The following is a 13,612-nucleotide window of genomic DNA, read 5'->3' on the forward strand; positions in this document are numbered from 1 at the left end:
TTAATGCATTTGGCATTACGAACAATTTTAGGAACACATGTAGAACAAAAAGGATCTTTGGTAAACCCTAATAATTTGCGTTTTGACTTTTCACATTTCAGCAAAGTAACCGATGAAGAAATTCAAAAAGTTGAACATTTTGTCAATACTCGAATTGAAGAACAATTGCAATTAGTTGAATATAGAAGTATACCAATCCAACAGGCAATGGCAGCTGGAGCGATGGCATTGTTTGGTGAAAAATATGGTGATAATGTACGAATGATTGAATTTGGCGACAGTAAAGAATTATGCGGAGGAATCCATGTAAATAATACTGCTGAAATATGGCATTTCAAAATCATTTCAGAAAGCGCAGTAGCTGCAGGAATTCGTCGTATTGAAGCCATAACCGGAGATGCGGTGAAAGATTATTTTACACAACAAGAAACTGATTTGAATTCGATAAAAGCAACATTAAAAAATCCACAGGATACTTTAAAAGCGGTTGTTGCATTACAAGAGGATAATGCCAAACTAAAGAAACAAATCGAGCAATTATTAAAAGAAAAAGCAAAAGGATTAAAAGGCGAATTGGCTTCGAAACTGCAAGACATTAACGGAATTAAATTCCTGGCAACACAAGTCGATTTGAATCCGGAAGGAGCTAAAGATTTAGCTTATGAATTGGGTACATTAGGAACTAATCTTTTTCTGGTTATAGCTACTTCAGAAGATGACAAGCCAATGTTAAGTTGCTATATTTCTAAAGAATTAGTCGTTGAGAAAAATCTAAACGCAGGAACAGTAGTTCGTGAATTAGGTAAATACATTCAAGGCGGTGGTGGCGGACAGCCTTTCTTTGCAACGGCTGGGGGAAAAAATGTAGCTGGAATTAAAGAAGCCTTGGAAAAGGCGGTTGATTTTGTAAAATAGACTTCATAAGTAATAAAAAATCAAACGTATTTTTTATATTTGCCACGAATCCAATGTGTTAACTAATGAAAAAAAAATTACTCTTTTTGACGCTTACCTTAATTAACCTTTTACAAGCACAAAATACTAGAATGGTTGATGGAGGAGGAACTTATAATTTTAATCCCGAACATACTGAGTGTTTAAGTAATGAACAACGTTTATTAATTAAGCAACAATTAAATGACAATATTGCTCTTTTACGAAGCGAGGGAAAAATAAATATTAATAATAGTGTAAATGGAGGTAATTCGGTTCATCCATTATTTATTTGGCCAGTGACAAAAAGTGTCACTGCACCTTACAATAATGTTTGGAGTATTAGCAACTATGTTGATCACAATCCTAATTATCCTAATGCACTTCAAGATTGGAATTGTGGTGATAGAACTTATGATACCAATGGAGGATACAACCATCAAGGAATAGATATTTTTACTTGGCCATTTTCATTTAATCAAATGGATAATAACCATGCAATTGCTGTGGCTGCTGCAGATGGAATTATCATCCTTAAATCCAACGGAAATTTTGATCGAAGTTGTACACTTAATGGCAATACATGGAATGCGGTTTATATTCAGCATAGCGATGGGAGCCAGTCTTGGTATGGTCATTTGAAAAATGGCTCATTAACAACAAAAAATGTAGGGGACTTTATTGCGTCTGGAGAATATGTAGGTGTGGTCGGTAGCTCTGGAAATTCGACTGGACCTCACCTTCATTTTGAAGTATATAATAATTTGAGTGATTTGGTAGATACTTATTCAGGTACATGTAATGCTTGGTCAGCTCCAAACGACACATGGTGGCAAAATCAAAAACCATATTTAGATCCAAAAATAAATGCAGTATTATCGCATTCAGCGCCACCTCAGTTTAACTCTTGCCCAACTTCAGAAGTTCCTAATATTAATAATAATTTTTCAATTGGTTCCAATGTAGTTTTAGCTATCTATTTGGCCGATCAACTGGCTAATTCAAGTGTAAATTTAGTGCTCAAAAGACCTGATAATAGTGTGCTATACAATTGGAATTTCTCCTTGATAAACCAATTTTATGCTTCTTGGTGGTATTGGACATTTCCATCAAGTGACTTTACACAACAAGGAACATATCGTTTTACGGCAACTTACCAAGGAAATTCAGTAACACATAATTTCAATTACGGAAGTTTAGCTATAGATGAAAATGTAATTACAAAATTTAGTGTTACACCAAATCCGTCCAAGGATAGTTTTACTATAGATTTTAATGATAATTCTGTTATTGAAAGAGTACTCCTTTTTGATATGTTAGGTAACTTGGTAATTCAGTCAAATTCCTCTGATAATATGATTAACATTACCGGACTAAGTAACGGAGTATACCTAGTTAATATAGAAACTGAAGAAGGGACTTTTACTTCAAAAATTATTAAACAATAATTGTTAAAATAGATAGTATTTCTTAATATTTCCGCTCACCAATCTGCTGACGCCACATAGCATAATACAACCCTTTCTCTTCCAGTAAAATTTCGTGTTTACCCTGCTCGATTATCATACCTTGTTCCAATACAAAAATTTTATCGGCGTGCATTACCGTTGACAATCGATGTGCAATTAAAACAGTAATTCGGTTTTTATCCGATATACTTCTAATTGTTGCATTAATTTCTTCTTCGGTAATCGAATCCAACGCTGATGTTGCTTCGTCAAAAATCAATAAGTTCGGATTTCTCAAAATAGCTCGAGCGATGGATAACCGTTGCTTTTCACCACCGGAAACTTTGATGCCTCCTTCGCCAATGGTTGAATTTAATCCGTCTTCGGCACGAGCTAATAAATTATTACAACTGGCTTTGTGTAAAACTTCCAGAAGTTCTTCATCGGTTGCCGATGGTTTTACAAATAATAGGTTTTCACGGATAGTTCCTGAAAACAATTGGGCGTCCTGTGTTACGAATCCGAGTTGTTTTCTCAAATCTAATAAATCTATTTCGGACGAATCAATAGCATTGTATTTTACATGGCCTTTCATAGGAGGATATAATCCCACTAATAGTTTAACTAAAGTTGTTTTTCCTGCTCCCGAAGGGCCAACAAAGGCAACCGTTTCCCCTTGTTTTATGTCGAAAGTAATATTCTCAACAGCAGGATGTTTGGCCGTTTTGTGTTTGAAACTCACGTTTGAAAATTGCAATGCTTGAATAGCACCTATATGTTTGGCATCTTTTGGACGGTATTCTTTTGGAGCGCTCAATAATTCTTTGAAATTTTCCATAGAAACTTTGGTTTCATTCAATGCAATGATAAATGAACCGAGCTCTTGTAAAGGGCCAAAAATAAAAAAAGTAAAAAAGACCATGGTCAACAAATCGCCGACCAAAATTTTTCCGCCAAACAGAAAATAATATAAAGAAAAAACAACACATGTTCTCATAAAATGTACCGTGGTACCTTGAATAAAACTCAAACTTCTGACAAATCGAACCTTTTGTATCTCAAGTTGCAGAATTTTTAAGGTGTTTAAGTTCAGCCTTTTTTCTTCTTGGTAAGTTAATCCTAAACTTTTCACCAATTCAATATTGCGTAAACTTTCTGTTGTTGAGCCTGCCAAGGCATTCGTTTGTGTAACAATTGTTCGGGATACTATTTTTATTTTTTTACCTAAATAAGAACTAATAAATGCTATAATTGGTGCCGTAATTAAAAAGATAAATGAAATTCTATAGTCGATTTGGGAAACATACAAAATCACAAAAATAAATCCGATTACCGTTTGAAATATTAATGAAATAGAAAGCGTGATCAACTTTTCGGAATCGGATCGTACTTTAGTTAATTTACTTAACGTTTCACCACTGCGTTGGTCTTCGAATTCTTCATAAGGCAAATCGAGTGATTTTTTGATTCCGTCAGTGTACATTTCAGCACCAGTGCGCTGAATAACAATGTTCGTAAAATAATCCTGAAAATTTTTAGTAATTCTGGAAATCATAGCTGCTCCAAGTGATAAACTGAGCCAAAATGCTACTGATTTTATAAAACCAATTTCATTGCCTTTATATTTGGCAATCCCAACACCACAATCTTGCATTAATTTTCCAGTAATTACAGAGTCGGATAAACTGAAACAGATGTTTATGGCGGCCATTAAAAGCGCCAAAAATAAGAGTAATTTATGTTTTTTGAGATAAGCGTATAGTAGTTTCATTTTTTGTCATTGTGAGACACGAAGTGATCTCATTAATTTTTGTCAAAAGTAGAAAATTAAAGGACAGTCTAATGCTCTTTGTATTGTAATACTTTTATAATTTGATAGAATGTTTATTTTGTATTTTTGGAGTTTAAAATTTGAAAATGGACTTTACTACTACAATCCCAATAAGCAAATCAAGTAATCCGATAGATTACGATTCAAGAATTATATCTTTGGGTTCCTGTTTTGCACAAAATATTGGAGATAAGTTCAGCTACTTTAAATTCCAAAACACAGTCAATCCGTTTGGAATTATTTTCAATCCAGTTTCTATTGAGAACTTGATTTCTAGAGTGGTCAATAATCAATTGTTTACCGAAAATGATATTTTCTCTCACAATGAATTATGGCATTGTTTTGAAGTACATTCGGAGTTAAGCTATTCTGACAAAACAATTTTCCTTGATAGATTAAATCAAGTATTGAGCGATTTTCATCTTCAAATTTTAAAATCAACACATGTTCAAATTACATACGGAACATCTTGGGTTTACCGAAACAAATCATCAAATTGTATTGTTGCCAATTGTCATAAAGTACCGCAAAACCAATTTGAAAAAGAAATCCTATCGGTAGCAACTATCGAAAAATCCATTCAAAACACTATTGATTTAATTCAGAAAGTCAATCCGAATTGCCATTTCATCTTCACGGTTTCCCCGGTTCGCCACATCAAAGATGGCTTTGTAGAAAATCAAAGGAGCAAGGCACATTTAATCTCGGCTTTACACAATTTTGTCGCACTGAGCCAGTCAAAGTGCAACTATTTCCCTTCCTACGAGATAATAATGGACGAACTACGCGACTATCGTTTTTATGCCGAAGACATGCTGCATCCAAGCCAAACGGCAATTGATTATATTTGGAAGCGTTTTTCTGAAAATTATATTTCAGAAGAAAACTTTGCAACCATGGAAGAAGTTTGTAGCATTAAAAAAGGATTAGCCCATCGTCCTTTTAATCCAAATACAGCGAGTCATCAAAAGTTTCAGAATGTCCTTAACGAAAAGATTATTATGCTTCAAAAAAAATTCCCGCACTTTAAATTTTTAAAATAACTATTTGTTAGAATGAAAATTACCGATAGAAAAACCGAAATTATTTCTGTAGCTGCAAAGCTTTTCAAAGAAAAAGGCTATAGTGCCGTAACCATGCGTGATATAGCCCAAGCTATGGACATCAAAGCGGCGAGTTTGTACAACCATATCAAATCCAAACAGGAGATTCTCGTTCTAATCATTATTGAAATCGCCGAAGAATTTACTCAAACGATGAACGAAGTGGTCGCTTCAGATGAAACCACCATCAAAAAAATTGAACGAATTATTCAATTGCATATCGATATTACATTGAGAAATGCAGAAGCGTTAGCGTGTTTAAATAATGATTGGATGCATTTGGCAAATGAGCAATTGATTTACTTTATTAAAATGCGTGAAGACTATGAAGAGAATTTTCGAACAATTATCAAAAAAGGAATCGCAGATCGTGAAATCAAAAACCTAAATCTAGAAGTAATTATTTTTTCCACTCTTTCAACTCTACGAACACTTTATATTTGGTACGGAAAGAAGAAAAGTCCCGATCCGTCCGTGCTGAAATCGAATATGATTCAAGTTCTTCTTAACGGAATAGTTTAATTATAAATCGAGATTACAAAAACTAAATGAACATTAAACTCTTTGGGTTCATTAAATCAAAAAAATTACAACGTTTTCGTAATCAATCAAAAAAATCATTAAATTTGCATAACAAACTAACAACTGTTAGTTTTAATAAAACGTATGTAAATGTCAAAATTCCATCGTATAAAAATTGCAGATATTTATAAAGAAACAAAAGATTGTTCCGTCATTTCTTTTGAAATACCTGTCGAATTACAAGAAGAATTTCAGTATAGTCAAGGGCAATATCTTACTTTAAAATCATCGATTGATGGCAAAGAAGAAAGGCGGTCTTATTCGCTTTGTTCTAGTCCAATAGAAAATAAATGGAAAGTGGCAGTCAAAAAAATCAATGGCGGAGTATTTTCAACTTTTGTAAACGAGAAAATAAAAAAAGGAGATCACATAGATATAATGCCACCTAATGGTGATTTTTTTATACCAGCAAATCCGTCAGAATCTAAAAATTATATCGCTTTTGCAGCGGGTAGTGGTATAACTCCAATACTTTCAATAATCAAAACGCATTTAGCATTAGAGCCCAAAAGTACTTTCAAACTTTTTTATTTAAATAGAAGTGTGAAATCAATCATCTTTAAAGAAGAAATTGAATTACTTAAAAATAAATATTTTGATCGATTTGAAATTTTTCATTTTTTAACCAAAGAACATCGCAACATTGAGTTATTTAATGGTCGATTTACCAAGGAAAAGTTACAAGTGTTAACTAGTAAAATAATAGATATTCCAACTATAGATCATTGTTTTATTTGTGGCCCAGAAGAAATGATTTTTCTGATACGGGATGAATTAGTTTCGGCTGGATTATCAAAAGATAAAATACATTTTGAATTATTTTCAACGGGTAATTCAGAGGAAGATAAACAACGTATTTCTAAAATATTAGAACATAAAGTTGATGGTACCGAAGTAACTATAATTGATGGCGGGAAAGAATTCCATTTCACCATGGATGACGATTTTGACAACATTCTCGACGGTGCCTTAGCTGCCGGTGCCGATTTGCCATTCGCTTGTAAAGGTGGCGTTTGTAGTACGTGTAGATGTCAAATAATTTCAGGAACCGTTGAAATGAAAATTAATTATGCATTAGATGAAAATGAGGTTGCAAAAGGACTTATTTTAAGTTGTCAAGCTGTTCCAACTTCAAAAAATGTTGTAATTGAATTTGGAGTTTAAATTAATTAAAAATGGATAATTAACAATTATCAATTAAAAGAATTATGTCAGAATTAGAAGTTAAAAATTTAGAAGCAATCTTCGATGCGCGCATCGCTAGAGACGAAAAAATCGAACCAAAAGATTGGATGCCCGAAAAATATCGTCAAACACACATTCGACAGATTTCGCAACATGCACATTCCGAAATTGTAGGCATGCTGCCTGAAGGAAACTGGATAACACGTGCTCCTTCTTTAAGAAGAAAAGTAGCATTATTAGCCAAAATTCAAGATGAAGCTGGTCACGGTTTGTACTTATACAGCGCATGCGAAACATTAGGAATTTCACGAGAGGAATTGTATGAGCAACTGCATTCTGGTAAAGCTAAATATTCCAGCATATTCAATTATCCAACATTAACTTGGGCCGATATGGGAGCTATTGGTTGGTTAGTAGATGGCGCTGCAATTATTAATCAGGTGCCTTTGTGCTCAACCTCTTTCGGACCTTATGCTCGTGCAATGGTGCGTGTATGTAAAGAAGAAAGTTTTCATCAACGTCAAGGTTTTCAAATTATGATGACATTGGCTAAAGGAACTCCCGAGCAAAAAGCTATGGCACAAGACGCATTGAATCGTTGGTGGTTTCCGTCCTTAATGATGTTGGGTCCAACAGATGATGCTTCCGTACACACCGAACAATCTATGAAATGGAAATTAAAGCGCAAAACCAATGACGAACTACGTCAACAATTTGTAGATCAAACTGTACCTCAAGCCGACATGATTGGCTTAACCATTCCAGATCCAACATTGAAATGGAACGAAGAAACCAAACATTACGAATTTGGCGATTTAGATTGGGATGAGTTTTGGCAAGTTGTAAAAGGACATGGCCCATGCAATAAAGAGCGCATCAATGCTAGAAAAAATGCATGGAGTAAAGGCGAATGGGTTCGTGAAGCCGCGATGGCTTATGCTGAAAAACAAACAAATAAAGAATTAGAAAAGGCAATATAAATTGTTGTCTGTAATTCGTTATCTGTTTTATAACCGACAACCAAAAACCGACAACCGACAACCAAAACAAGATGAAAAATTGGCCACTTTGGGAAGTATTTATTAGAAGTAAAAACGGATTAGAACACCGTCATTGCGGTTCACTTCACGCTAGTGACGCGACTATGGCAATGGAAAATGCCCGTGATGTATATACTCGAAGAATGGAAGGCGTAAGTATTTGGGTAGTGCCATCGGCGCAAATTACAGCATCCAACCCCGAAAACAGTGCAGAGCTTTTCGATCCTGCAAAAGATAAAGCCTATCGTCATCCTACGTTCTATGAACTACCAGATGAATTAAAACACATGTAATATGAAAGACAATCTGGTTCAATACATACTTGGGATTGCAGACAATTCATTAATTTTAGGGCAACGTTTAGGAGAGTTATGCGGTCACGGACCAAGTTTAGAAACCGATATCGCCATGACTAATATTTCTCTCGACTTACTAGGTCAGGTGCGTAGTTATTATCAATATGCAGCGAAATTACAAGGTGGAGATGCTACCGAAGATACTATAGCTTTTTTGCGTTTGGAAAGAGAATATAAAAATGTTTTATTAGTAGAACAGCCTAATATTGATTTTGGTTATTCCATAGCAAAACAATTTTTGTTCGACGTTTTTCATTTGGCCTTGTTGGAAGAATTGCAAAACAGTAAAGACGAGATGTTGGCCGCTATAGCTAAAAAAAGTATAAAAGAAGTTTTGTATCACAACCGTTTTTCATCGGATTGGATAAGACGATTAGGAGATGGAACTGAAGAAAGTCATAATAGAATTCAAACTGCTATCAATGATTTATGGATTTTCACCGATGAGTTATTCCATCAAACCGAAGCCGATAAAACCATGGTGGCTGAAGGAATTGGTGTAGATGTAACACTATTAAAAGCTAATTACTATAAAAAAGTATGTGCTGTTTTAGATGAGTCAACTTTACAAACACCAATCATTGAATACTTCCAAAAGGGAGGAAAAAATGGTATTCACAGTGAGCATATGGGTTATATTTTAACAGAAATGCAATACATGCAACGGACCTATCCAAATATGTCTTGGTAAAATGACAACAACCCAACTTCATATAGACCAACAACTATTCGAAATTCTCGAAACAATTTCTGATCCAGAAATTCCGGTGCTATCTATTATGGAAATGGGTGTGGTGCGTTCTGCAAAAATAGTAAATGGTATAGTTGAGGTAGAAATTACTCCTACTTACAGCGGTTGCCCAGCCATGGATGTGATTTCAGATGAAATTAAATCAGTATTCAAAAAAAAAGGTTACGAAACTAAAGTGGATTTAGTCTTATCACCGGCATGGACAACCGATTGGATTACCTCTAAAGGCAGAGCAGCATTAGAAAAATACGGAATTGCTTCCCCACTATCTGCAGAAGCTGATAAAGAAGCGTTATTAGGTAATAAAAAATTAGTAAAGTGTCCACAATGCGGATCATTGAATACAAAATTAGTAAGTCAGTTTGGATCTACAGCCTGCAAAGCATTGTTTCAATGTGAAGACTGCCTGGAACCTTTTGACTATTTTAAATGTTTAAAATAAATAACCTTCAAGGTTTTAAATCCTTGAATATTTGAGTTAAATTAATTATGAGCAACAAATCAATTGAGTTAAAAATTGAAAACAGCGTGGCGTGGATATATCTTAATCGTCCCGAAGTTTTCAATAGTTTCAATCGTGAAATGGCTTTGTTATTTCAAAGCACTTTAGACAATTGTGCTAACGATGAAAAGGTTCGCGCTATAGTAATTACCGGTAACGGAAAAGCATTTTGTGCCGGTCAAGACTTAAAAGAAGTAACAGACACAGAATTAAATCCAGGATTTCGAAAAATTTTAGATGAGCACTACAATCCTATAATTCAAAAAATAAGAACTATTGAAAAGCCAATAGTGGCAGCAGTTAATGGTGTTGCTGCTGGTGCAGGTGCTAATATTGCTTTAGCATGTGATATAGTAGTGTCTTCAGAGCATGGTAGTTTTATTCAAGCTTTTAGTAAAATTGGATTGATTCCCGACAGCGCAGGAACGTTTTTTTTGCCAAGAATAATAGGTTTCCAAAAAGCATCTGCTTTGATGATGTTAGGAGATAAAATAGTCGCCGAGGAAGCGCTTCAAATGGGACTGATTTATAAAATTTTCCCAACATCGTTTTTCAATGAAGACGTGATGACTTTAGCAATAACTTTGGCCAAAATGCCGACAATAGCATTAGGCTTAACCAAAAGCTTACTAAATCAATCTATGACCAATAATTTAGAACAGCAAATGGCTTTAGAAAGTGATTTGCAAATTGAAGCGAGTTCGTCTAACGATTACAAAGAAGGTGTTACCGCTTTTGTCGAAAAAAGAATACCAGAATTTAAAGGAAATTGATTAACGAGTAACGAATTTTGATTGTTGATTTTTGAATTCGGAGAAAACAAATGAAACCAATAAATTTAGAAGAGAGATTAATTCAGTTTGCAGTTGATATAATTTTAATGTGTAAAAAAATTGATAAATCTTTTGCTTCTGAACATTTAGCAAAACAATTAATACGTTCAGCAACTTCTTCTGCCTTAAATTATGGAGAAGCTAGAAGTGGAGAATCTGCTAATGATTTTCTTCATAAAATGAAAATTTGTTTGAAAGAACTAAGAGAAAGTTTTATCAATATGAAAATCCAAAAAGGAGCTTCATTAGTAACTGATATTGATACATTAAATACGTTGTTAAAAGAAAACGATGAACTAATTTCAATTTTTGTGACAAGTATAAAAACAGCTTCATCAAAAAAATAGACGTGAATTATAAAATGGACTCAAAAAATCAAAAATCAGCACCCGAGAGCTCTGCTCGAATTGGCGAAGCAATCGTTAATCAAAAATCGTTAATGAAAATAGCAGTAATCGGTTCAGGAACAATGGGAAGTGGCATTGCCCAAGTAGCCGCCACGGCAGGTTGTGGAGTAAAAATTTACGATACTAATGTTGATGCACTGAACAAAAGTAAAGCTGCTTTAGAAAATACTTTGTCTAAATTAGTAGAAAAAGGAAAAATAGATGTAAACGAAAAGTTAAGAATCACGAGCAACATTTCATATGCTCATGCTCTAGGCGATTTATCACATTCCGACTTGGTTATTGAAGCCATAGTAGAAAATGCAGAAATCAAAAGAAAGCTGTTCGCGGAATTAGAAAACTATGTTTCGCCCGAAACTATATTAGCTTCAAATACATCTTCTTTATCCGTTGCCTCAATTGCAGCTGCCTGCCAAAAACCGGAACGTGTTATCGGAATTCATTTTTTTAATCCGGCACCATTGATGCAATTAGTTGAGATTATACCTGCAGTTCAAACAAGCGAAGGCACTTTGGAAACTACCATCCAAACCATAACCGACTGGAAAAAAGTGATTGCTGTTGTAAAAGACACTCCAGGATTCATAGTAAATCGAGTTGCCCGACCATTTTACAGCGAAAGCTTGCGAATCTATGAAGAAGGTGTAGCTGATTTTGCGACCATAGATTGGAGTTTAAAAACTATTGGAGGTTTTAGAATGGGACCGTTCGAACTTATGGATTTTATAGGTAACGATGTCAATTATGCAGTCACCGAAAGCGTGTTTACTTCATTTTATTTTGACCCAAGGTACAAACCTTCCTTCACTCAAAAAAGACTTGTTGAAGCTGGATTTTTAGGTAGAAAATCAGGTAAAGGCTATTATGATTATAGCATTGAATTGCCTAAACCATCTGAAGAATTGACTTTGGCAAAAGCCATATTCGAAAGAGTTATAGTAATGCTTGTCAATGAAGCAGCCGAAGCATTTTTTCTAAACATAGCCTCTGCTCAGGATATAGACAATGCCATGACAAAAGGAGTAAATTACCCTAAAGGATTATTAGCATGGGCCGATGAACTTGGAATCGGTTGGTGTGTTGAAAAATTAGACGAACTCTACAATGATTACCACGAAGATCGATACCGATGCAGTCCAATTTTAAGAAAAATGAATAGAGAGAACAAAACTTTTTTCAACTAATGACAGCCAAAGAAATTGTACATAAAATGTTCGATAATGATCCTTTTAGCCAATGGCTAGGCATCACGGTTGAGAATGTAGCCGAAGGTACATGCACACTTTCAATGGTTATCCGAAAAGAGATGACAAATGGTTTTAACATTGCTCACGGTGGAATCACCTACTCGTTGGCTGATAGTGCATTAGCATTCGCTTCTAATTCTCATGGCCGTCAATCAGTGAGTGTTGACACATCTATTAATCATATAGAAGTTTTAAAAGAAGGCGAAAAAATTGTAGCTATTGCAAAACAAGATGCACTAAAAAATAAATTTGGTTTTTATACCATCGAAATAAAAAAAGAAGAAAAAACAGTAGCCTTATTTAAAGGAACTGTGTTTAGAAGTGATAAAATATGGGAATTATAATTAACAATTAACAATTGATAATTAACAATTGACAATTCTGTGACAGAAAATTATCAATTATCAATTATCCATTATCAATTAAAATGGAAGCATACATCATAGACGGAGTCCGAACTCCAATCGGAAGTTATCAAGGAACTTTATCAGCGGTTCGTCCCGATGATCTTGGGGCATTGGTAATAAAAGCGGTAACCGATAGAAATCCAAACATTCCTAAAGATGCCTACGACGATGTCATCATGGGTTGTGCTAATCAGGCTGGAGAAGATAACCGCAATGTAGCCAGAATGTCATTGTTACTAGCTGGTTTGCCATATACCGTTCCCGGTGAAACTGTAAACCGTTTGTGCAGTTCGGGTTTGTCAGCTATTATCAACGCAAGCCGAGCCATCAAAGCAGGTGATGGACATGTATTTATAGCAGGAGGTGTCGAAAACATGACCCGTGGACCATTAGTGGTTTCCAAACCATCGGTTGCCTATGGAACCGATTCTAAAATGTACGATTCTAGTTTTGGTTGGCGTTTCATCAACCCGAAAATGCATGCTATGTTTGGCACTGACGCTATGGGAGAAACGGCCGAAAATCTTGTAGAAAAATATACTATTTCTCGCGAAGATCAAGATGCTTTTGCCTTGAATAGTCAAATTAAAGCCACTGCAGCGCAAACTTCAGGAAGGTTAGCCAAAGAAATTGTTGCTGTAGAAATTCCACAACGAAAAGGAGATCCGATTCAATTTACTAAAGACGAATTCATCAAGCCAAATACTTCAATGGAAGGTTTAGCCAAACTCCGTTCCGCTTTTAAAAAAGAAGGGAGCGTAACTGCTGGAAATGCTTCAGGATTAAATGATGGAGCAGCTGCAACCATTATTGCATCGGAAGAAGCAGTAAAAAGATATAATCTAAAACCATTAGCACGAATAGTAAGTTCAGCTTTGGTAGGAGTAGAACCAAGAATTATGGGTATTGGACCTGTAGAAGCCACAAATAAAGCATTAGCCAAGGCAGGTTTAACTTTAAACCAAATAGACATTATAGAATTAAACG

15 protein-coding genes are annotated in these 13,612 nt (G+C 34.9%); 14 read left to right on the forward strand and 1 reads right to left on the reverse strand.

The genetic code is table 11. The features are described from left to right. Positions 1 to 915 (forward strand): DHHA1 domain-containing protein (locus ACOYLP_RS06590; protein ID WP_422855388.1); only part of this gene is annotated, 915 nt, incomplete at its 5' end. A gap of 65 nt (positions 916 to 980) precedes the next feature. After that, complete coding sequence (locus tag ACOYLP_RS06595) at positions 981 to 2,381, forward strand: peptidoglycan DD-metalloendopeptidase family protein (protein ID WP_422855389.1); 1,401 nt, start codon at positions 981 to 983, stop codon at positions 2,379 to 2,381. 22 nt (positions 2,382 to 2,403) lie between these two features. Here the strand turns inward: ACOYLP_RS06595 and ACOYLP_RS06600 are convergent, their stop codons facing one another. Further along, positions 2,404 to 4,152, reverse strand: coding sequence for an ABC transporter ATP-binding protein (locus ACOYLP_RS06600; RefSeq protein WP_422855390.1), 1,749 nt, complete (start codon positions 4,150 to 4,152; stop codon positions 2,404 to 2,406). 146 nt (positions 4,153 to 4,298) lie between these two features. Between ACOYLP_RS06600 and ACOYLP_RS06605 the strand changes: the two genes are divergently transcribed. From ACOYLP_RS06605 to ACOYLP_RS06660, 12 genes are all read left to right on the forward strand, one after another. Further along, entirely contained in the window at positions 4,299 to 5,255 is a 957-nt protein-coding gene (locus tag ACOYLP_RS06605) for a GSCFA domain-containing protein (protein WP_422855391.1), read from the forward strand. A 12-nt stretch (positions 5,256 to 5,267) separates the two neighbouring features. Then, positions 5,268 to 5,837 (forward strand): TetR/AcrR family transcriptional regulator, encoded by a 570-nt coding sequence (locus tag ACOYLP_RS06610; RefSeq protein ID WP_422855392.1) that lies wholly within the window; start codon positions 5,268 to 5,270, stop codon positions 5,835 to 5,837. 150 nt (positions 5,838 to 5,987) lie between these two features. Beyond that, positions 5,988 to 7,061 carry a 1,2-phenylacetyl-CoA epoxidase subunit PaaE gene (gene paaE, locus ACOYLP_RS06615; RefSeq protein ID WP_422855393.1) on the forward strand — a complete coding sequence of 358 codons (1,074 nt, stop codon included), beginning with the start codon at positions 5,988 to 5,990 and terminating at the stop codon, positions 7,059 to 7,061. A 44-nt stretch (positions 7,062 to 7,105) separates the two neighbouring features. Beyond that, a complete protein-coding gene (paaA, locus tag ACOYLP_RS06620) occupies positions 7,106 to 8,062 on the forward strand; it encodes a 1,2-phenylacetyl-CoA epoxidase subunit PaaA (protein WP_422855394.1) in 957 nt (318 codons plus the stop codon). A 71-nt stretch (positions 8,063 to 8,133) separates the two neighbouring features. After that, a complete protein-coding gene (gene paaB, locus ACOYLP_RS06625; RefSeq protein WP_422855395.1) occupies positions 8,134 to 8,415 on the forward strand; it encodes a 1,2-phenylacetyl-CoA epoxidase subunit PaaB in 282 nt (93 codons plus the stop codon). Between the two features lies 1 nt (position 8,416). Further along, positions 8,417 to 9,169: a 1,2-phenylacetyl-CoA epoxidase subunit PaaC gene (gene paaC, locus ACOYLP_RS06630; RefSeq protein ID WP_422855396.1), complete on the forward strand. Its 753-nt coding sequence runs from the start codon at positions 8,417 to 8,419 to the stop codon at positions 9,167 to 9,169. A 1-nt stretch (position 9,170) separates the two neighbouring features. Further along, positions 9,171 to 9,671, forward strand: a complete 501-nt coding sequence (paaD, locus tag ACOYLP_RS06635; RefSeq protein ID WP_422855397.1) for a 1,2-phenylacetyl-CoA epoxidase subunit PaaD — start codon at positions 9,171 to 9,173, stop codon at positions 9,669 to 9,671. 47 nt (positions 9,672 to 9,718) lie between these two features. Next, a complete protein-coding gene (locus tag ACOYLP_RS06640) occupies positions 9,719 to 10,504 on the forward strand; it encodes an enoyl-CoA hydratase-related protein (RefSeq protein ID WP_422855398.1) in 786 nt (261 codons plus the stop codon). A 50-nt stretch (positions 10,505 to 10,554) separates the two neighbouring features. Further along, positions 10,555 to 10,911, forward strand: a complete 357-nt coding sequence (locus ACOYLP_RS06645; protein ID WP_422855399.1) for a four helix bundle protein — start codon at positions 10,555 to 10,557, stop codon at positions 10,909 to 10,911. Positions 10,912 to 11,003: 92 nt separating this feature from the next. Then, complete coding sequence (locus ACOYLP_RS06650; RefSeq protein ID WP_422855402.1) at positions 11,004 to 12,155, forward strand: 3-hydroxyacyl-CoA dehydrogenase NAD-binding domain-containing protein; 1,152 nt, start codon at positions 11,004 to 11,006, stop codon at positions 12,153 to 12,155. Continuing rightward, positions 12,155 to 12,562, forward strand: a complete 408-nt coding sequence (locus tag ACOYLP_RS06655; protein WP_422855400.1) for a PaaI family thioesterase — start codon at positions 12,155 to 12,157, stop codon at positions 12,560 to 12,562. The genes ACOYLP_RS06650 and ACOYLP_RS06655 overlap by 1 nt, the downstream gene beginning before the upstream one ends. Before the next feature lie 83 nt (positions 12,563 to 12,645). Beyond that, the coding region (locus ACOYLP_RS06660; protein WP_422855401.1) for an acetyl-CoA C-acyltransferase at positions 12,646 to 13,612 on the forward strand (967 nt) is incomplete at its 3' end.

The organism is Flavobacterium sp. (assembly GCF_049318325.1).
Classification (GTDB): Bacteria; Bacteroidota; Bacteroidia; order Flavobacteriales; family Flavobacteriaceae; genus Flavobacterium.